The organism is Novosphingobium sp. Leaf2 (assembly GCF_001421325.1).
Lineage (GTDB): Bacteria > Pseudomonadota > Alphaproteobacteria > Sphingomonadales > Sphingomonadaceae > Novosphingobium.
Genome location: NZ_LMJY01000005.1, coordinates 18,761 through 38,150, shown reverse-complemented (window position 1 = coordinate 38,150; position 19,390 = coordinate 18,761). Strand labels below are relative to the sequence as shown.

16 protein-coding genes and 2 pseudogenes are annotated in these 19,390 nt (G+C 59.0%); 4 read left to right on the top strand and 14 right to left on the bottom strand.

All coding sequences use genetic code 11. The features are described 5' to 3' along the window. From ASE49_RS04820 to istA, 6 genes and pseudogenes are all read right to left on the bottom strand, one after another. Entirely contained in the window at window positions 1-2,451 is a 2,451-nt protein-coding gene (locus tag ASE49_RS04820; RefSeq protein WP_056768994.1) for a TonB-dependent receptor, read from the bottom strand. Between the two features lie 284 nt (window positions 2,452-2,735). Continuing rightward, window positions 2,736-3,389 (bottom strand): GntR family transcriptional regulator, encoded by a 654-nt coding sequence (locus ASE49_RS04815; RefSeq protein ID WP_162234225.1) that lies wholly within the window; start codon window positions 3,387-3,389, stop codon window positions 2,736-2,738. 710 nt (window positions 3,390-4,099) lie between these two features. Further along, window positions 4,100-4,651, bottom strand: coding sequence for a hypothetical protein (locus ASE49_RS17625; protein ID WP_082456306.1), 552 nt, complete (start codon window positions 4,649-4,651; stop codon window positions 4,100-4,102). 192 nt (window positions 4,652-4,843) lie between these two features. Next, window positions 4,844-5,590, bottom strand: a complete 747-nt coding sequence (locus tag ASE49_RS04805; RefSeq protein WP_056768991.1) for a hypothetical protein — start codon at window positions 5,588-5,590, stop codon at window positions 4,844-4,846. 181 nt (window positions 5,591-5,771) lie between these two features. Further along, window positions 5,772-5,990: pseudogene (locus tag ASE49_RS04800) on the bottom strand (ATP-binding protein); the annotation flags it as partial. A gap of 2 nt (window positions 5,991-5,992) precedes the next feature. Further along, window positions 5,993-7,243, bottom strand: a pseudogene (istA, locus tag ASE49_RS04795) (IS21 family transposase); the annotation flags it as partial. A 66-nt stretch (window positions 7,244-7,309) separates the two neighbouring features. On the opposite strand from istA, the gene ASE49_RS18630 reads away from it, so the two are divergent. Continuing rightward, entirely contained in the window at window positions 7,310-7,558 is a 249-nt protein-coding gene (locus tag ASE49_RS18630) for a Tn3 family transposase (protein WP_162234224.1), read from the top strand. A 496-nt stretch (window positions 7,559-8,054) separates the two neighbouring features. On the opposite strand, the gene pobA is transcribed toward ASE49_RS18630, so the two are convergent. The 7 genes from pobA to ASE49_RS04760 all read right to left on the bottom strand — a co-directional run bounded on the left by pobA (window position 8,055) and on the right by ASE49_RS04760 (window position 14,611). Beyond that, window positions 8,055-9,233: a 4-hydroxybenzoate 3-monooxygenase gene (gene pobA, locus ASE49_RS04790; protein WP_056768990.1), complete on the bottom strand. Its 1,179-nt coding sequence runs from the start codon at window positions 9,231-9,233 to the stop codon at window positions 8,055-8,057. Continuing rightward, window positions 9,230-10,171: a Gfo/Idh/MocA family oxidoreductase gene (locus ASE49_RS04785; RefSeq protein WP_056768989.1), complete on the bottom strand. Its 942-nt coding sequence runs from the start codon at window positions 10,169-10,171 to the stop codon at window positions 9,230-9,232. Before ASE49_RS04785 ends, pobA begins: the two co-directional genes overlap by 4 nt. A gap of 23 nt (window positions 10,172-10,194) precedes the next feature. After that, window positions 10,195-11,037 (bottom strand): class III extradiol dioxygenase subunit beta, encoded by an 843-nt coding sequence (locus ASE49_RS04780; protein ID WP_056768988.1) that lies wholly within the window; start codon window positions 11,035-11,037, stop codon window positions 10,195-10,197. Next, window positions 11,037-11,459 carry a protocatechuate 4,5-dioxygenase subunit alpha gene (gene ligA, locus ASE49_RS04775; RefSeq protein WP_056768987.1) on the bottom strand — a complete coding sequence of 141 codons (423 nt, stop codon included), beginning with the start codon at window positions 11,457-11,459 and terminating at the stop codon, window positions 11,037-11,039. The genes ASE49_RS04780 and ligA overlap by 1 nt, the downstream gene beginning before the upstream one ends. After that, the gene (locus tag ASE49_RS04770; RefSeq protein WP_056768986.1) at window positions 11,456-12,481 is read right to left on the bottom strand and encodes an amidohydrolase family protein; all 1,026 of its coding nucleotides are present in this window, start codon (window positions 12,479-12,481) and stop codon (window positions 11,456-11,458) included. The genes ligA and ASE49_RS04770 overlap by 4 nt, the downstream gene beginning before the upstream one ends. Continuing rightward, window positions 12,478-13,371 (bottom strand): NAD(P)-dependent oxidoreductase, encoded by an 894-nt coding sequence (locus ASE49_RS04765; protein ID WP_056769113.1) that lies wholly within the window; start codon window positions 13,369-13,371, stop codon window positions 12,478-12,480. The genes ASE49_RS04770 and ASE49_RS04765 overlap by 4 nt, the downstream gene beginning before the upstream one ends. 61 nt (window positions 13,372-13,432) lie before the next feature. Continuing rightward, window positions 13,433-14,611, bottom strand: coding sequence for a LysR family transcriptional regulator (locus tag ASE49_RS04760; protein ID WP_056768985.1), 1,179 nt, complete (start codon window positions 14,609-14,611; stop codon window positions 13,433-13,435). A gap of 101 nt (window positions 14,612-14,712) precedes the next feature. Here ASE49_RS04760 and ligK point away from each other — a divergent pair, with 101 nt between their 5' ends. Genes ligK through ASE49_RS04745 form a run of 3 tightly spaced genes read left to right on the top strand, consistent with a single transcriptional unit; the run spans window position 14,713 to window position 17,322 of the window. Continuing rightward, entirely contained in the window at window positions 14,713-15,387 is a 675-nt protein-coding gene (gene ligK / locus ASE49_RS04755; RefSeq protein ID WP_056768984.1) for a 4-carboxy-4-hydroxy-2-oxoadipate aldolase/oxaloacetate decarboxylase, read from the top strand. Continuing rightward, window positions 15,380-16,435, top strand: coding sequence for a 4-oxalomesaconate tautomerase (locus ASE49_RS04750; RefSeq protein ID WP_056768983.1), 1,056 nt, complete (start codon window positions 15,380-15,382; stop codon window positions 16,433-16,435). The genes ligK and ASE49_RS04750 overlap by 8 nt, the downstream gene beginning before the upstream one ends. Next, window positions 16,432-17,322 carry an amidohydrolase family protein gene (locus ASE49_RS04745; protein ID WP_056768982.1) on the top strand — a complete coding sequence of 297 codons (891 nt, stop codon included), beginning with the start codon at window positions 16,432-16,434 and terminating at the stop codon, window positions 17,320-17,322. Before ASE49_RS04750 ends, ASE49_RS04745 begins: the two co-directional genes overlap by 4 nt. Before the next feature lie 836 nt (window positions 17,323-18,158). On the opposite strand, the gene ASE49_RS04740 is transcribed toward ASE49_RS04745, so the two are convergent. Further along, window positions 18,159-19,223 carry a DUF4158 domain-containing protein gene (locus tag ASE49_RS04740; RefSeq protein WP_056768981.1) on the bottom strand — a complete coding sequence of 355 codons (1,065 nt, stop codon included), beginning with the start codon at window positions 19,221-19,223 and terminating at the stop codon, window positions 18,159-18,161. Window positions 19,224-19,390 lie beyond the last annotated feature (167 nt).

Sequence of the window (19,390 nt, the reverse complement as noted above, 5' to 3'; positions counted from 1 at the left end):
TCAAAAATTCACACCGGCCCGTATGCCGTATGTGCGCGGCGGCCGGAGGGAGGAGCTGTAGAAGTTGCTGAACGGCGTGGGGAAGGTGTTTGCAATCACCGTCTTGTCGAAGACATTGTTGACGAACGCCCCCACGGAGTAGCGCTTTCCAGGCGAATAGAAGGTCACGGCACCATCGACAACCCAATACGCTTCCTGATCCTCGATCGGCAGAAATTCGAGGCCGGTAAGAGTCTTCGACTGATAATGACCGCGCGCGTCTAAGACCAACTCGCCGAATGATAGTGGAATCTGCTGCTGCCCGCTAAGATTGATCGTCCATGTAGGCGAATTTGGCGGGCGCTTGCCGGAGCAATCCACAGTATATGCTAGCCCCGGCGTACCTGCATTTGGGCAGCCCGTGCCATTGCTGAGACCGCCGTTGAGGTTTGGTGTCGTGTACTGGAAATTGTTGTACTTGGCATCGAGATATTGAACGTCTGCCGTGAGCGTCGTCGTGCGCGTAGGCGCGAACCGGGTTTCAATCTCGAACCCGCGATAGGTGCCCTTTCCGACATTTTCGATCGGGAAGATGATATTGCCCTGACTATCGACGCCAAGATGGGCGATCTGCTGGTTGTTATAGCGCCAGTAGAACAGCTCGAGATTAATCTGGATACGGTTATCTAGAAACCGGTTCTTAGAACCGATCGTGAACGCGCTGATCGTCTCTGGGCTATAAACACCCTCCTTATTGGAAGTCGCCGGATTGTCGGCCGAATAGAAGAAGCCCCCCGCCTTGAAACCGGTCTCAAAGCTTGCATATAGCAGATTTTGCGGCGTGATGTCCCAATCGGCGCCGGCCCGCCACGTAAACTTCTTGAATTTCCTGGCATCATTAGTGACGATCTGACCTTCGGTTTGGATCAGAGCTGGGCTGAAGTCAGGATTGAACGAGATGATCCCGCCATAGGGTGGCGTGCCGAAGACCGGAACCACCACGCCGGGGACCGCAGGCGCCGTGGCGGTGTATGGGATCGGCGCCGCATCGGGGCAGGCTGCGGTGAGACAGATCCGCGTGATCCCGCGCAGCGTGCCGGAGAAGCCCTTGTCTTCCCAGGTCTGCCTTGCCCCGACGCTCAGTCGGACGTCGGGAGTGACTGCATAGGTTAGGCGACCGAAGATCGCCTTGCTTTCGGTCGAGAGCCTCTCGTTCCGATAATAGGCATAGTTTTGCGTATTCACTCCGGAATATGGGTCGTTAGTATCTTCTTTATAGTAGAATGCGCCGAGAAGGGCGCGCACTGGAAAATCGTCGGTCGTGGCAAAGCGGCTTTCAATAGACGTCTGGTTGCTCTTGGACTTTTCTGCAACGTAAAAGCCAGGCGTAAAGCTCGCATAATCCAGCCTGGCTTCGCGGTAGGCCGGAATGACTGTCAGGGTGCCGACCGAAGTCTCCCAATCAATCGTCGATGAGATGCCCCAATAGTGATTGTTCAGGTACGGTTGTGCCTGGGGGAGGGGAATGGACGCGAAATTCCGTCCCAAGGTGCCGTTGGGCTGACCGGTATAGAAGGCTTGCCCCGCCGGAGACAGCAAGTCGATGCGGTCATCGACCTTTAAGCTAGCCGGTGTGGCAACGCCATTTTGCGCGAGACGCGGCGTGCTCCCGAGTCCGTTTCCGCCTTGCTTGAAGTAGTCCGCCGAAATGACCATCTTGAACGTATCTGACGGTTTGACCAGGAATGACGCGCGAGCACCCCAATCGTCCTGATTGTCCATGCCATTGTTCATATAGCCGTCATGCTTGACGTGAATGCCAGCAAACCGCAGCGCAGCCTTATCCCCCAGCGGTACGTTCAGGGCGCCATCGATGCGGAACGCGTCGTAATTGCCATATTGCGCCGAAAATTCGCCGGCGAACTCGCCGAGATCGGGCTTGTGGCTGATCACGTTGATTGCGCCGCCGGTCGCATTCCGGCCGTAGAGCGTGCCCTGCGGCCCCTTCACCACCTCGACCCGCTCCAGATCGTAGAAGAAGCCCGTCGTCGAGGACGGTCGACCGACGAACACGCCATCCATGTTGAACGCGATCGCCGAGTCAGAGAACGCATTAGAGTTGAAATTTCCTACGCCCCGAAGATAGAAGAGATTATAAGGGCCTGCCGCAGTGGACACCTGAAGGGCAGGAACCACAGCAGTCAAGTCAGTCGGGTTCGTAACCCCGGCTGCTTTGAGCATATCCCCGCTCACCGCCGAAACCGCAATGGCTGCACGTTGCAGATTTTCCTGACGACGTTGGGCCGTGACGACAATGTCTTGGATCCCCCCTTCCGCCTGCTCTGCCGCGACCGGTTGCGAAGGGGGTGTTGCAGAAGCGGCACCGCCCTGGCCGGCGCTTTGCGCCATCGCCGTACCGCTGATGCTCAACGCAAGAAGCGAAATTGCGCCGTGAAGTTTTAGTTTGCTCATTTCTTTAGTCCCTCCCAATTTTTTTAGAGAAATCTCGCAGGCGATCGCACTGTCAACAGGCGTGCAAGATTGCTCACACAGCGGGTGCGTGAGGCTTCGAACTCCGTCGGTCGAAGTGGTATTGGACAGTTTTCGGCTTTAACTTCGAGACGGCAGCATATATCTGTGTCGTGATATATTGCCTTCGACAAGAAAGAAAGATTTCGCTATAGATTACTACTATAAGAGCAATATCATTATAAAAAGTAATTTATTCTACGGCATCATTTCAGTGGTAACAATCTTTACAGAAGTGTGCCGACCTTAGAGCTTAAGATCATGTCTGTCGTTTTCTGGAAATGCTCGCTGACTAGTTCACAGGCTTTTGCCACGTCGCGGCCGAGAACGGCATCGACGAGATCCTGATGCTCTCCATCAACGATACGCGGCTCACGCGCGAGCAGGCCCATGAGGTAGCGATAGCGTCGAGACTGATCGTCATAGAGGTCGCGCAGTCCAAGTAACCTTGAAGATTCGCATGCCGAAACAAGACAATGGTGAAATCTCGTGTGCGCAGCCTCCCACTCGGTCGAGAGATGTCGCTTAGCCTCATCAGCGTAAGTAGGGAGGCGGGCCAGTCGATGCGCGGCTGAGAGAACATGCGTTTCCCATTCCACATCGCCGCGTTCGATTGAACGCGTTAATGTCAGACACTCTACAGCTATTCGAATTTCTGTGAGATCGATAAGATCAGCGCGCGATACCGGCGCTACCGAAAAGCCCTTTTTATCTTCGAACACGACAAGGCCTTGGTTCGCAAGCCGGGCGAGTGCCTCACGCAATGGAATTGCGCTTGTCCCATACTTTGCTCCCAAACCTGTAATTTTCAGGCGCGAACCTGGCTCGAGATCGCCCGCCACGATGTCCTGGGCGACCTGTCGAGTAAGCTCAACCGTCATGGAGTTCTGTCTGGTGTCCATGAGCTGCTGGTAAACCCATGGGGCTATAGAATCAAGCTGATTCGATATAACGTCAAAGATAATATATTATTCGACCGCGCGCGGAAATCCTCGGGAATATGTTGCGGAAGCAACAGCCTGCGCGTTCCGGTTGCTTCGACTCTACCGCGGCCAGGGTTCTGTAAGCCAAGAAATTGTCCAGGATGACGATGTCGCCCGGACGCAGCGTTGGCGCCGGAACGTGGTGGGCACAGGCACCGAACCATTCCCCCGTCATAGGGCGTCCCAAGCCCACATGCGCTGTTCTGCCCGTCAAGCACAACCCGCTGATGGGGTTAGCGGTTTTCTGATAGCGGATTGGCAAGCGGCACCGAGTGCTGCGCCTTGCCCGTTGACCCGTAACTCGCCGCGTTCCACGCGCATCAGCCTATCAAACGGTGAATGCTCGCCTTGGCTCATCGCCACCACCGACATAAGCGCGTTCTCCCAGCCAGGAGGAGGACCATGCCACCGGGACCGCTAGACGTCCCAGCGTTATGACATCTCTAAATTCCGGGGTGGGACATCTCTAAGTTGGGCTTACACAACGCAAGCTCGATAACATTTCTTATGTTAAATTTATTAATAACTTAGTGTACATAACGCTGTCTCGCCGAGGTTCGAAATTCGACGGTTCGACTAAATTTACTGCGCAGCAAATCGACTGGCGATTAGCAGTTGTTAGCCAAGGCCGACCGCACATCTGGTGCTATCGTGTAGACGGCTTCACGCTGTGCGCCGCGATTGTGATGATCGACGCGATACCCCTGATAATGGCGATGCAACAATCCAGCGCGCACGAGATCAGATACCGCCCGGCTAACGTTTGTCCGACCGGATCGAAGGATGCGCGCTTCTATTTCCTCGTCCTGCTGCTGAGCCAAAACGACCGCATTTTCTGCGGCGTCAGCGTTTGCCACGACTTCCGACCGGACCGCTGCAATCATGGCCGTTCGCCGACAATCGCGATTAGCCAGAGGCGCTAGTGCCAGGCAGAGCCAGTCACGCACCGGAACCTGCTCGGTTTCGCTTCGGACATAAGGCCCGAGGCTGCCATTTTCTCCAGCGGCTTTCGCAATCAGGTTGAGGACGAGCAACACATATCTGGGTCGCTTCGACACCTGCGAAACGCGCTCAACGAGATCTGGCAGCGCGACGGTCGACGGCACGTCTGCCGGTGAGGCTGAGGCGATATGATCGAAGAGGTCGGCCTGGTGGAACACATCGTGAATCTAGCACAAGCGACTCTGCTGTGAATCCCCCAAAATCGCCAGACTTCACAAAAATCACCAGTGTCACTTTACCAGCGGGGTAAAGTGACACTGGTGACACACTCTATGGACAAAGCCATGTGCTTCAACCTAGTTGGGTTTCCTCACGGCGGAACGGCAACGTGCCGCCGCAGAAAAGAAACGTCACGCTATATGATCGAGAACTGCTCTTAAAATGCTGGCAGTCCCCTTCCCAGGGGCCCAAATCGGCTCGCCTTTGGCAAGTGCATCCTTGACGCAGTAGAACGCTTGGTGGCTGCTGCTCTTCCAGGCAAAGACAAACAAGTCAGCCACTTTTGCCAGATTTGACAACTGCGCCGTCGCGACGAGATCGGAATTGACGACCACCTTGCAGCCGGGAAACAGTTTCTCCAGTGCGGCCTTCGCTCGGCTGCCTGCCGCCTCCGCAAGAGTATAGATTCCGATCGTCTTGCCTTGCAGGTCAGGTAACGCCCCCTCGTCGGTAGCTTCCTGAGAGGCATCGCGTTTCAGCGCGGCAACTGCCTCATCCCCAATGCCGTAGTCTCTTACAAGCGCCTCTATGGGGATGAGATCGGTCGCGATCAGGCGATGGGCGAAGCCAGATGCCTGCCCGATAACCTGCAGAAAAAGACGTAATCGCGCATCGCGTGCGGCGTCCGTCGGACAAGGCAACGTCGCAAGGACTTCGCTTACGTCCAGACTCCACGGCAAATAGCTGTAGGAACCGATCCTCCTCTGGACATCGGTCAAATCGTCTATCAGCGCTACATACTCGTCGGGCGACAATCCTTGTTCGATCAAGATGGTGGTCAGTTGGCGAAGGAGATCGAGATCCGTGCGCAATAGTTTGTCGTCCATCGCGATCAGCAGAAACAGCAGCGAGGCAATGGGCTTCGCCGTTGGTGTCACAGGCGCATCTTCAGGGATGTCAATCGGCGCGCAAAAAGGACCCCCTATCGGCGTCCAAAAGGGACCCCTTTGCGGAGTAGCGTGACAGGTATGAGGGCCGCAGCATTCGCGCTGGTCGCGGCGTAGGGAGGGCGTAGCCCGACCGGAGACGCGATCAGCGCGAGGCATCTTGTTGGAGATGTCAGCTACGGTGTTTGAAGCGCCAGCTGTCGTTGCCGGTTTCGATGATGTCGCAGTGGTGGGTGATGCGATCCAGCAGCGCAGTGGTCATCTTGGGGTCGCCAAAGACCGTCGGCCATTCACCAAACGCCAGGTTCGTCGTTACGATGACCGAGGTCCGCTCGTAGAGCTTGCTGATTAGATGGAAGAGCAGTTGCCCGCCCGAGCGTGCAAACGGCAGACAGCGTCATCGCCGGCACCCAGCTTGCGCCTTAATCGTGATAGTGCCGGCGGCAATTCCCAGTGCTGGAAAGGTGCGCCGTTGCGCAGCGCACCGGGTTTGATCGCCAGCACCGGCAGGTAGTGCCACGGATCGTAGATGGTCCGGTCGCGCCCAAAACAGCGAGGATGGTCTGCGACGATCTCACCATCGCAGCGCACAAGGATACGGTCGGCATAGGCCCGGACCTGCACCGTACGGCGGACCGCTCTGGCCATGACGGAATAACGGTTGCGGTCGAAGCTGATCAGGCATGTGCCGCTCACCGCATGCTCGCTCTCGTGGAAGCCGTCGAAGGGGGCGGCGATGGGCTGGAGCACGGCGCGCTCCGCAGCCCATGCCTGGGCGACGGTCAGCTCCTTGTGCTCAGGATGCTGGTGCATGTCGGCCCAGCGGCAGCACTCCGCCTCTAGCCAGCCATTCAATTCCTCGATGCTGGCAAAGCGCAGCCGTGGCTGGAAGAACCGCCCACGCGCCGTCTGCACCTGGTTTTCGACCTGGCCCTTTTCCCAACCGGCCGCCGGTGAGCAGGCTGTCGGCTCGACCATGTAGTGACTGGCCATGACCAAAAAGCGCCGGTTAAAGACCCGCTCCTTGCCGGTGAACACGCTCGTCACCGCTGTTTTCATATTGTCGTAGATGCCACGCGTCGGCACCCCGCCGAAGAAGGCAAAAGCTCGTGCGTGCGCGTCGAACAGCATCTCCTGCGTCTCGCGTGGATAGGCCCGCACATACATCGTGCGCGACGCGCACAGCCGCACATGTGCTACTTTCACGCGCATCGGCTTGCCGGCGATCTCGACGTCCTCGTGGCTCCAGTCGAACTGGTAGGCCTCGCCCGGACGAAACAGCAGAGGGATGAAGGCCGGCGCGTCCATCACGTCGCGGCGCCGCGCCTGGCGCCAGCGGCGCACCGCATCATATGAGCCGTCAAACCCCTCTCGTAGCAGAAGGTCGTGAATACGTGTGATGCGCAGTTTCTCGCGCCGCGGCCGCGCCTCATCCTCCTCCAGCAACGCGTCGAGCCGCTCCTGAAAGGGCCCGAGCTTAGGCAGCGGCTGAACCTCTCGCCGGTAACCCATGTCCGCATCCGGTGCCCGGATCGCTTTGCGAACCACCTTGCGCGACAAATGCAGATCTCGCGCTATCGCCTTGATGGCTTTGCCCGACGCGTGCTCGCGCCGGATCCTCAACACCATCTCCAATATCAACATCCCGATCTCGCCGCCTGACACACCGCCAAGCGAGCAGCCTAAACCACCGAGATGAGGGGTCCCTTTTTGACGCCGATCACCCCGCTAACGGGGTCCTTTTTCCACGCCGATCCACACTATCTGGGGCGAGCCCTCAGAGCGATGGCCACGAAAGGCCGCACGGTTGACGAAGCTTTGCTGCCCCACATCGCACCGCTGGGCTGGCAGCATATCAATCTCACTGGCGATTATCTCTGGTCGGATGCGCCCCCGCTCGGTGAGGACGGATATCGCCAACTCCGCCGGTCCAATGCCCTTAAAACCGCGCCGGCGTGATCGCCGCACAACCTTATCGTGCTATCCTGCCCGTTCTATGTCGTGACCCCAATCTCGGCTAACGTCAGCGACGCGGGTATCGTCTCGACGCCCAGATATTGCTCCCGCCAGCTTTCCATTGCCGATCTCCCCACGCGGATGGGAAGCTACGCATCTTCACCGCATGTGTCTTCGAAAACTTGGGCAGCACGTAAGTTACTGTGTAGGCGCGATATTATTGTAAGACAGCCCTGTATGTTACTGTTATACATAGATAATTCATACCGCTACTTTCGGCGAAAGTGGTGCGGGAACCCCATATCGTAACGCAAGCGAGCTCATATTCGCGATCATGCCAACCCACTCGGCCAACGCCCGCCGCCCCGTTTAACGCTGTCGATAAGGGCCGTCAGTCGGGTGGCGGATTAGCCCCGGGGATATCTCTGGGCCACGACCAGTTAGACATATATATATCCCTATACTGGATCATCTGTGGCCCTCCTCTGGTGACAAAACTTTAAAGCGGCAAGCCCACATAATTTTCAGCAATGGCGGTTTGCATCGCCATCGATTGCGCCAGATAGTCCAGTTCCGCGATCTGCATCCGCCGCTCGAACGGACTTTGCCCCGGAAAACTGTGCATCAGTCGCGTCAAAGTCCAGCTAAACCGTTCCGCCTTCCAGATGCGCGACAGGGCGCGCTCCTGGTAATGCAACAGGCCACTATCGTCATTCCGGCCATAATAGCCGATCAACGCGTCGGACAGATAGGCAATGTCGGACGCAGCCAGGTTCAGCCCCTTCGCCCCGGTCGGTGGTACGATATGGGCCGCGTCGCCAGCGAGAAACAACCGGCCATGCCGCATAGTCTCGAATACGTAGGAACGCAGTGGCGCGATCGACATTTCGAGCGCCGGACCACGCGTCACACCATGGTTCGACAGCGGGTTGAAACGCCCATCCAGTTCATCCCACAACCGCGCTTCGGGCCAGTCCTCCAGCTTTTCACCCCGGGGCACCTGGATATAATAACGGCTCCGTGTCGGTGACCGCATCGAAGCGAGCGCAAACCCGCGCGGACCATTGGCGTAGATGAGTTCATCATGACAAGGCGGAACATCTGCCAATATACCGAGCCAGCCGAACGGATATTCCTGGGTATATTCACGCGCCAGGGAGGCCGGGATGGCGCGGCGTGACGGACCATGGAACCCGTCACAACCCGCGATGAAATCCGCTTCAATCGTCTGGGCAAGGCCGTCCTTCACGAACGTCACGCTGGGCCGTGCGCTGTCCACATCATGCAATTTCAGGTCGCCAGCCTGAAACACGATCTCCAGATCGCGTTCGGGCGCGGCGGCAATCAGGTCGCGGGTCAGTTCGGTCTGGCCATAGACAGTGACATGCTTGCCCGTCAGCGCCTTGATGTCGATACGCACCAACTGGTCACCATCGGCGAGGTTGAAGCCGTCCTCGATCAAGCCCTCGCTGTCCATGCGCGCATCGATACCCAGCCTGTGCATCAGGTCGGTAGTCGTCGTTTCCAGTACGCCGGCACGAATCCGGCTCTCGACATATTCGCGATCCTGCCGCTCCAGGATCAGGCAATCAATTCCTTCTGCCCGCAGCAGGTGGCCGAGCATCAGCCCGGCTGGCCCCGACCCGATGATCGCGACCTTGGTGCGGCGCACGCTCATGTCGCAAGCTGCTTTTCGAGGTCACCCAATACACGATAGCAGTCGAGCACCTTGCCGACCGAGCTGTTCGGTTCGCGCCCTTCGCGGATCGCGGCGATAAATTCGCGGTCCTGCAGTTCAATACCGTTCAGGGACACATCGACATGGAATACGTCGATAGGCTCTTCCTTCCCGTTCACCAGATCGTCGTAGCGCGCAATATAGGTTGCGGTGTCACAGATATATCGGAAGAACGTACCAAGCGGGCCGTCATTGTTGAAGCTCAAGGACAGAGTGCAGATCGCGCCGCTCTCGCTCTTGAGCTGGATCGACATATCCATCGCGATGCCAAGTTCGGGGTGAATCGGACCCTGGATGGCATTGGCCTGGACGATCTTGCCTGCCTGATAGGCAAACAGATCGACCGTATGCGCGGCATGATGCCAGAGCAGATGGTCGGTCCAGCTACGCGCCTCGCCCTTCGCATTGATATTCTTGCGGCGAAAGAAATAGGTCTGCACGTCCATCTGCTGAAGGTTCAGCTCGCCCGCGACGATCCTGTTGTGGACATATTGATGTGAGGGATTGAAGCGGCGAGTGTGGCCGACCATGCAAGTGAGACCCGTTTCCTTCTGCTTCGCCACGACCGCTTCGGCATCGGCCCAGCTGTCGGCTAGCGGGATTTCGACCTGAACATGCTTGCCCGCATTCATGCAGGCGATCGCTTGGCTCGCGTGCATCTGTGTCGGCGTGCAGAGGATGACCGCATCGACATCGCCGCGGGCAAGCGCATCTTCCAGGTTTTCCGAACTGTGCTTCGCGCCATATTTGGCGGCGACCGCAGCGGCCTGTTCGCCAGTACGGCTGATGATCGAGATGATTTCGACGCCGTCGATCTTTTTCAGACCATCAAGATGTTTTTCGCCGAACGCGCCGGCACCGGCCAAAGCTATTCGCATGGATATTTCCTTCTATCTTGCTGTCAGGCGATCGGTTCGAGCACGATGTGCCCGACCGCGGTATTGGACGCCGGGACGTGATAATGGCGGTGCAAGGCGCGGACATTCGCCCCTAGCGCGCCGCGCATGATGAGCCACATGACCATCTCGATCCCTTCCGAGCCGGTCTCGCGCAGATATTCGATGTGCGGGATATGGCGGAGGCGCTGCGGGTCGTTCACCAGATCATCGAGGAAGCGATTGTCCCACTCGGCATTGATGAGACCGGCACGCGGACCCTGAAGCTGGTGGCTCATGCCGCCCGTGCCCCATATCTGCACAGTGATGTCCTCCGGATAGCTCTCCACGGCGCGTGCGATTGCCTCGCCCAGCGCATAGCAGCGATTGCCCGATGGCGGCGGATAAGTGACGACATTGACCGCAAGCGGCACGACTTTACAGGGCCATGCCTCCGGCTGGCCGAACATCAGACTTAATGGCACGGTCAGGCCATGATCGACGTCCATCTGGTTGACCATCGTCATGTCGAATTCGTCGAGGATACATGACTGCGCTATGTGCCAGGCAAGATCGGGATCCCCGATCACTTCGGGAACCGGGCGCGGCCCCCACCCCTCGTCCGCGCTTTTGTAGCGTTCGGCACAACCGATCGCGAAAGTCGGGATGAAGTTCATGTCAAAGGCGGTGGCATGGTCGTTATAGACCAGAATGACGACATCGGGCTTTTGCGCCGCTTCCCACTGCCGGGTCCAGTCGTAGCCGGCAAAGCAATCCTTCCAGTAAGGCTCCTGCGTCTTGCCATGATCGATCGTCGCACCCAGCGCCGGTATATGGCTGCTCGCGACGCCTGCCGTAATGCGGGCCATCAATAGGGATCCTTCTTCGAACGCAGGCCGACCGGCGGACGCCCGCCCGCGATCATCATTGCCTGATAGTCGGGAGCGCTCATGCCCGTCATCGTACCGACCGCCTGCAGGAAGCTGATCTCGTCGGTAAAGAACACTTTGGCGAGGAAATAGATGTTGCCGCCCTCATCCAGCGCCGCATTATAATCGCGAGTCAGCACTGCCTGCTTTTGCACTTCCGTCATCGGCCATTCGTCGAGATAGGCACGCTCGTCCGCCTTGAAGCGGGCACGATTTTCCGCTTTCATCAGCGTCATGCAGAACTGGTTGAGCCAATACCCCTTGCGCGCCCGCGCCGTGGTGAACACGCGGGTGCCCGGAATATCCTCCAGCTCGGCCAGATATTCGTGAATGTCCTGCCGTTTGGGATTTTCGGTGATCATCGCCCCTGCTCTTTCAGGATCGCGTCCAGGCGAGGAAAAACCTTGCGCGCATTGCCCGCAAAGATCGCGTCGCGTGCTTCTGTGCTGATGTCGAGCGCATCCACATAGCGCTTTGTATCGTCGAAATAATAGCCTGTGGTGGGGTCGATGCCGCGAACCGCACCGACCATTTCCGAGCCGAACAGGATATTCTTGTTCTCGATCACATCCGCCAGCAAGTCGACGCCCGGCTGATGGTAGACGCAGGTATCGAAGAAGATGTTGTTCATCAGGTGCGTCGACAGATCAGGCTTTTTGAGCATATCGGCGAGCCCACGATAGCGCCCCCAATGATAGGGAACCGCGCCGCCGCCGTGCGGGATGATGAAGCGCAAGGTCGGAAAATCTGCGAACAGGTTGCCCTCCAGCAGCTGCATGAAGGCGATCGTATCGGCGGCGATATAGTAACCGCCGGTGGCATGCATTGCCGGATTGCAGCTACCCGACACGTGGATCATCGCCGGGACATCCAACTCCACCATCTTTTCGTAGAAGGGATACCAATATTTGTCGGTCAGAGGCGGATGGCGGAAATGTCCGCCGCTGGGATCGGGGTTTAGGTTGCAGCCAATGAAGCCATGTTCCGTGACACAGCGCTCCAGTTCGGCAATCGAATTGGCCATGTCCGCATCCGGTGATTGCGGCAACATACACACGCCCGCAAATACATCGGGATAGAGAGTGACGACGCGCGCGATAAGATCGTTGCAGCGTATCGCCCATTCCCTCGCCATAGCGGCGTCGCCGGCATGGGGGGCCATGGCGGACGCGCGTGGCGAAAAGATCGTCATGTCCGCTCCGCGTTCCTTGATCAGGCGCAGCTGATTGGACTCGATCGTCTCGCGGATTTCGGCATCGCTGATATCGGGATAGGGCGGCGCGGCCTCGCCTGCCTTATACGCGGCCTTCTGCGCCTCTCGCCATGCGTCATGGCCCTTGGGCAGCACGGTGTAGTGGCCGTGACAGTCGATCACCAATGTCATGCGTTCTGCTTTCCCTTTGCGCTCATCTGCGCTGCGTCGATCTGTTCGATCTTGGCTGGCAATCCAGCGTCGGGCCGGATCAAACCCAGCGCACCAATGGTGCGCTGGCGCTCGACCGTGCCACGCGTCATGACCGATCCGGTGCTGAGGCCATCCAGCGTCTTCACCACCTCTTCCATCTCGGCGGCGCGGCGCAGGCCGTGGACCATCATACGATCGAGATTATAGTCGACCCGGCTATCCCAGGGTTTTGGCTTCTCGCTGGCGTCGAGTGAGGCGATAACCTCTTCGCGCACACCTGCGGCCTCGGCGGCCAGCACACATTCGGCGGAGAGCGCCTCCAGCCCCTTTACCATCACCGATCTTATCATCTTGATCGACGAGGCACGTCCCACGCGATCCCCGACGACACGGATATTGCTGAAACCCAATGCAGCAAGCGTCTCAGCCGCAGATTGCGCCCGCGCGCCGCTCAGCAATAACGGAACCGCAAGACGGGCGGGATCGACCGGAGCCATTACCGCCACATCGACATAATGGCCGCCAACGGCCTCGATCAAATGGGCGGCAGCCTGCTTTGTCTGCGGCGCGATGCTATTCATGTCACAATATAAGGTGCCTGGAGAAAGATCGGCAGCGGCAGCCTCTGCGGCGGCCAGCGCCTGATCGGCGGTGACGAGGGAGAGCAGCAGGTCGGCGCCGTTGACAATCTCCGCCATCGTTTCCCGACCGTCCGCCTGTGATGCGGCATAATCGGCGAGATTGGCGCCGCGCGTTTCGGCACGATCGGTCTTGATGTCATAGACCCGGCAGCCGGCAACCCAGTCGCCCGCCTCCATGAATGTGCGGCCCGCCTCTCCGAAGCCGATCAATCCCGTCATCATCGCCATGCCGACCATTTAGGCGTCAGCGACACCAGCGAGCCAATCGAATCACCGCAAAGACGATAAGCTAATACGAATTGCCACTCACCGGACGCATCTTCCCGGCCTCTTCGATCAGCGTCGCCATGAATGCCTGCTGGAGTGGGGTCGGTCGCCAGTCGGCACGCGTAGTAAGTCCGATCGTACGGCTAACCGCACCGGGAGCGACACCCAGCTGGACCAGCCAGCCTGCTTCCAGTTCGACAGCCACCTGATCGGGTGAGAGCATGGTAAGGAAATCCGTCTGCCCAAGCAGTTGCCGAATGGTGATGACCGAACCACATTCGATCGGCACCTTCGGCAAACTGACGTCTGCAAGCGCAAACATCCGCTGCCATAGACTACGCAACGGCGTACCCTCCGCCGCCATGATCCAGGGAAAGCAGGCAAGGTCGGCCGGGGCCAATCGTCCGGCTTCATGCGCCAGCGGATGACCAGAGCGCGCGAGAATAACCGGCTGATCGGTAAATAGGGCCATCTGGACCAAATCGGCGCCGGGCGTATCATCGCGCAGCGCGCCGATCATCATGTCGATATCACCATCGCGAAGCGGGCCGATCAACTCGGCATGAGAACCCTCCGCGACAGCGAAATCGACTTGCGCATTATCGCGGAGGAAGGTGGCTATAGCGTTGGGCAACAGGCGCGCCCGCGAGAGCGGCATGGCGCCAACAGCGATATGGCCGACCTCCCTTCCCTGCAACGCGGCGATCTCCGCACGGCCAGAGCGCAGTTCCGCCAGCGCCAGCCGGAAATTGCGCGCAATTTCTTCCCCCCGCCGCGTGAGTACGACGCCCCGCCCCCGTCGATCAACGAGCCGCACGCCCAGCGTCAGCGACAGGTCGGCGACCGCCCGATGGAGCGAGGCTTCGGCCAGCCCTGTCACGCCTGCCGCGGCCGCATAGCTGCCATGCTGCGCCAAGGCGACGAAGGCGCGGATCTGTGCCGCCGTCGCGCGTCGGTTACCCAGAAAACGCAGCGCATTCTCGGCGCGTTCCGCCAGCAGATGTGCCGCCGGGGTCGCGATCAGCAGCCCCGGTACACGATCGAACAATGCCATCCCGATCTGGCGCTCCAGCTTGGCGATGCCCTGCGTGATGGCCGGCTGGGTCAGATTCACTGCCCGCGCGGCGACGCTGATGCTGCCGCTGCGGACGACTATTGGCAGCGCCAGGAGGTGACGAATATTGAGGTGATTCGGATGCATCGTGGCCTATCATTAGCGATTACTTATGCGGGATGCACGAGTTCCCATTTGCGCTGTGTCGGGCAAGACGCGCATCAGATGGCGCAAATCAGGAGAAGAATATGGCTGGCATCGTCGTCCAGAATATCGAACGCCCGGCGTTATCGGTCATCGATGGCCTCGCAAAATGTGGCGTCGCGACATGCCATGAGGCGCAGGGCCGTACCGGCCTGCTCGCGCCTTACATGCGTCCCATCTATCCCGGTGCGCGCATCGCCGGATCCGCAGTTACCATCTCCGCGCCGCCTGGCGACAACTGGATGGTGCATGTCGCGATCGAGCAGCTGCGTGAGGGAGACGTGCTGTTGCTGGCACCCACCAGCCCTTGCTCGGACGGCTATTTTGGCGATCTGCTGGCGACCTCGGCGCAAGCGCGCGGGTGTCGTGGCCTGATTATCGACGCCGGTGTGCGCGACTTGCGCGATCTGAAGGAGATGAACTTTCCCGTCTGGTCGAAGGCGGTCCACGCACAGGGGACGATCAAAGGCACATTGGGATCGGTCAATGTCCCGGTCGTGTGCGCCAATGCGCTGGTCAATCCCGGCGACATCGTGATTGCCGACGACGATGGCGTGTGCATCGTGCCACGCGCAAATGCTGAAGCGGTTCTTGCGAAGGCGGAGGCGCGCGAGGCTTTGGAGGAGGCGAAGCGGCAGCGCTTGGCCGCCGGACAGCTCGGCCTCGATATTTATGACATGCGGGGTAAATTGGCCGAGATGGGACTGAAATATGTCTGATCGGTCCCCGGTCATGTGGATGCGCGGGGGAACGTCGAAAGGTGGCTATTTCCTCAAGCACGACCTGCCAGCAGACAGCACCGAACGCGACGGCTTTCTTCTGCGCGTCATGGGATCGCCTGACTCGCGCCAGATAGACGGCATGGGTGGTGCGGACCCGCTGACGAGCAAGGTGGCGGTGCTCGCCAAGTCGGCGCGCGAGGGGATCGATGTCGACTATCTGTTCCTGCAAGTGTTCGTCGACAAGGCCATCGTGTCCGATCAGCAGAATTGCGGTAACATACTGGCCGGGGTCGGCCCGTTCGCTATCGAGCGCGGTCTGGTCACGGCGCAGGATGGAGAGACGCAGGTCTCGATCTATATGGAAAATACCGGGCAGGTCGCTGTGGCTACCGTTAAGACACCCGGCTGCGCAGTGACCTATGCCGGAGATGCGCGCATCGACGGGGTGCCAGGGAGCGCTGCGCCAGTGCCACTGGAGTTTCGCGATACCGCCGGCTCATCATGCGGCGCGCTGCTTCCAACCGGCAACCCAGTCGATGTCGTCAACGGCGTGCCCGTAACACTGATCGATAACGGAATGCCCAGCGTGGTGATGAAGGCGCATGATGTCGGCGCGACAGGGTATGAAAGCCGTGAAGAGCTGGATGCAGACATGGCCTTGAAGGCGAAGATCGAAGCCATAAGGCTGGCGGTTGGAGCACGGATGAATTTGGGTGACGTATCCGACAAATCGGTACCCAAAATGATGCTGGTCGCCCCGCCACGCAATGGCGGCGCGGTCACGGTACGCAGCTTCATCCCGCATCGCGCCCATGCTTCGATCGGGGTTCTGGGGGCCGTCAGCGTCGCCACCGCCTGCCTTATCGCCGGATCACCTGCGGCAGAGGTTGCGCAAGTGCCTGCCGGCAATCGCAAGACACTGTCGGTCGAGCATCCTACTGGGGAGACGACGTGCGTCATGGAACTGGACGAAAACGGCGCAGTAGCGAGCGCAGCGATGCTGCGTACCGCGCGTAAATTGATGGACGGAGTAGTTTTCGCATGAATGCCGATACGCAAGATCGCATCATCAGCTGGCACGGTAATCCATCGGTGCCCGGCTTTACGCCTCCCCCCGGTGCCGTGGACGCGCATTGCCATGTATTCGGCCCAATGGCGCAATTCCCGTTCGGCGCGAAGGCCAAGTATTTGCCCGAGGATGCCGGAGCTGAGATGCTGTTCGCATTGCGCGATCGGCTCGGCTTTTCCCGCAACGTCATCGTACAAGCTAGCTGCCATGGCACCGACAACAGCGCGACTCTGGACGCAATCCACAAGGCGGAGGGTAGAGCGCGCGGCGTCGCTGTCGTTGATCCCGCGATTTCCGATGCAGAACTGGAACGGCTACACGCCGGCGGCATTCGTGGCGTACGGTTCAACTTCCTCAAGCGACTGGTCGATGATGCGCCGAAGGACAAGTTCCTGGATATTGCCCGCCGCATTCAGGCGCTCGGCTGGCATGTCGTCATCTATTTCGAAGCGGATATATTGGAAGAGTTGCGGCCCTTCCTGGATGCGATCCCCACGCTGATCGTGATCGATCATATGGGGCGTCCCGATGTCGCACAGGGCCCGGATGGCCTCGATATGCAGGCGTTTCGCGCTTTGCTTGACGGCCGTGAGGACATCTGGACGAAGATGACATGTCCCGACAGGCTCGACCCCAAAGGGCCGCCTTGGGACGATTTTGTGGCAGCGGTCTCGCCCCTTGTCGCCGATTATTCCGACCGCGTGCTCTGGGGAACCGACTGGCCGCATCCGAATATGCAGGATGCGGTCCCCGACGATGGCGCCCTGGTCGATATGATCCCACGCATCGCGCCGACAGCAGAGCTTCAACGCAAAATACTCGTGGACAATCCGATGCAGCTATACTGGCCCGAAGAGGGTTAATTATGTGATTTCCACATTTAGCCGGGTCAGAAATGCGGTCGAAAACGGGCGTTGCCATCAGCCTACGCTCAGGAGAGCCTTGCGACAGCGAGAGGTTATAGTGCCGCTCATAAACCAACCCATCATCGGTGAGCGAACAGGTCGATCTTGGCGGCAAAATAAAGTCAACCATCTGCTCTTAGGAGGCAGGTGAAGTCCGCCACACATTCTGATTTGCTCTGTCGGCGGCGAACTAGCAGCCGAGAACATTGTTGGCGACGACCGACCGTTCGCCGTTATCCTAGCAGGGGTTCCCGTACCGCTTTCGCAGAAAGTAGCGTTAGGAAATATTACGCTATATCAATAGCTTGCGTATTTCTGCCAAATCGTGTTTCTTTGCAAATCAATGGCTTAATGTGCCTTCAGGTTTTGAGCCTGCGTTTAAGCTTGCCGTCGTCCCGCTACTGCGAAGCCGGCGTAGTGCTCGATGGGAAAGTGCAGTTTGCCGGTACCCGTCCGGCGGGCCCCGCCTTGCCGATGAGGTGAGCGACCGGTCTTAAGTGCGCTCTTAAGAGTGCGCTTAGGAGCGGTCGATGGGTCAGATCACGGTGTTTTCCGGGCCGGAGCGGCGTCGCCGTTGGAGCGACGAGGAACGGCTGGAGATCCTGAGCGAGTTCACGCCCATTGTAGGCGTTACGTAGCGTATGCATCGCCACACTAAGCGGATGATCGGGTGCAATCGTCAGACAAATGGCGTCCGCCTGCTTGAGCAACAGGCGCAACGGCCCAGGCGTTGTGGCCATCTGGTTGCGGATTGCCTGGACCTTGCCTCTCGTCGCCGGTGCCGAGCGAAGCGGTCACACCGCCTTGGAGACCCTCTCGCGGAACTCGCGATCGGAAAGGTCGTAATCGTCGAGTGCGCTGATGATCGTGTCGACGCCAGTGCGGTATTGATTAAGCTGCTCGAGCGCTCGCTCCTCGACCTTCCTGCGGGCGTCGCTCCAAAGTTGACCGATGCGCCGGCTCGTCTGCATCAAAACGACGTCGGTCATCTCGAGCAAGTGCAGCCGCAACCAACAGCCGATCTCTACCGTACGCCGTGGCTCGTTTAGGCGCGGCAGCGTCGATGCCTTGCGGCGAGAGATCCGTATGGCGTGTTGACGAATGCGTTCAATCGGCACTTCGGGGAGGATAAGGCGCTCGGCGCCGAGAGCATGGAGCACGGCAATCCGCTTTTGAACGTCACCTATTGCACGAGCTCCAAAGCCCTTGGGTGAGGCGCGCAGCCAGTCAAGCAGCGCCTGGTCCGGGTTGGGACCGACAGCGCTCAACTTCACAGTCCACCCAGCTACTGTGTCGCTGCCGGCGCTAGCCTCAATTGCGTTCTTGAGTTCGCCCAGAGCATACTCCTGCGCGCGGGCGGCGATTTGCTCGAGGCTTCGGTCAGTAGGAATCAAGAACGCGTGATCGTAGAGCCAGCGGCGTGCCGCAGTCACCAACTCCTCACGAACAAGGACGGTCTCAGCCTGGCGGCGCAGATACGCGGTCAACATCCTCAGTTGGGCCTCGTTGGCTGCGCTGATGCCGGTGGCCGACGCCGCAAGGCGCTGATGCGCGAATAGTGTCATGCGCCGCCGATAGATGGCGCGCAGTGTAGCCAGCTGCGGGGCAGCCACTCCCACTTCGTCACCAGCGAATGCAAGGACAGAGGAAGGGACCCTCTCGAGCGCGGACAAATGTCGGCCGCTCATTCGCAAAAAGCCGATATGCAGGACTAACCCGAGCCGGGTCATTGGACGCCGACGGCTGGTGACAACCTGTAGGCTATCCTCATCGAGGCGGAAGAAGAACGCAATTTCCGCTTCGGTCAGCGTCTCAGGAATCGCTTCAATCCCTAGATACTGCTCTCGCCACCTTTCCATCGCCGAGTCGCCTCCAACGAAAAGACTATGGGAAGCGGCCCGCCGAGTCTTTCAATACCTTCAGATTGGCTAAGTCATTGACTTATAAAGGCACTCAATTCCTTAAATCGAAGCATGTTATTGATATAAGCCGATAATCCTTACCGCTACTTTCTGCAAACGTGGTA

What these genes read in the sequence shown, in the direction of transcription:
- ASE49_RS04820 (WP_056768994.1), bottom strand. Translation starts at nt 2,451, where the DNA reads ATGAGCAAACTAAAACTTCACGGCGCAATTTCGCTTCTTGCGTTGAGC.
- ASE49_RS04815 (WP_162234225.1), bottom strand. Translation starts at nt 3,389, where the DNA reads ATGACGGTTGAGCTTACTCGACAGGTCGCCCAGGACATCGTGGCGGGC.
- pobA (WP_056768990.1), bottom strand. Translation starts at nt 9,233, where the DNA reads ATGAGCGTGCGCCGCACCAAGGTCGCGATCATCGGGTCGGGGCCAGCC.
- ASE49_RS04785 (WP_056768989.1), bottom strand. Translation starts at nt 10,171, where the DNA reads ATGCGAATAGCTTTGGCCGGTGCCGGCGCGTTCGGCGAAAAACATCTT.
- ASE49_RS04780 (WP_056768988.1), bottom strand. Translation starts at nt 11,037, where the DNA reads ATGGCCCGCATTACGGCAGGCGTCGCGAGCAGCCATATACCGGCGCTG.
- ligA (WP_056768987.1), bottom strand. Translation starts at nt 11,459, where the DNA reads ATGATCACCGAAAATCCCAAACGGCAGGACATTCACGAATATCTGGCC.
- ASE49_RS04770 (WP_056768986.1), bottom strand. Translation starts at nt 12,481, where the DNA reads ATGACATTGGTGATCGACTGTCACGGCCACTACACCGTGCTGCCCAAG.
- ASE49_RS04765 (WP_056769113.1), bottom strand. Translation starts at nt 13,371, where the DNA reads ATGGCGATGATGACGGGATTGATCGGCTTCGGAGAGGCGGGCCGCACA.
- ASE49_RS04760 (WP_056768985.1), bottom strand. Translation starts at nt 14,611, where the DNA reads ATGCATCCGAATCACCTCAATATTCGTCACCTCCTGGCGCTGCCAATA.
- ligK (WP_056768984.1), top strand. Translation starts at nt 14,713, where the DNA reads ATGGCTGGCATCGTCGTCCAGAATATCGAACGCCCGGCGTTATCGGTC.
- ASE49_RS04750 (WP_056768983.1), top strand. Translation starts at nt 15,380, where the DNA reads ATGTCTGATCGGTCCCCGGTCATGTGGATGCGCGGGGGAACGTCGAAA.
- ASE49_RS04745 (WP_056768982.1), top strand. Translation starts at nt 16,432, where the DNA reads ATGAATGCCGATACGCAAGATCGCATCATCAGCTGGCACGGTAATCCA.
- ASE49_RS04740 (WP_056768981.1), bottom strand. Translation starts at nt 19,223, where the DNA reads ATGGAAAGGTGGCGAGAGCAGTATCTAGGGATTGAAGCGATTCCTGAG.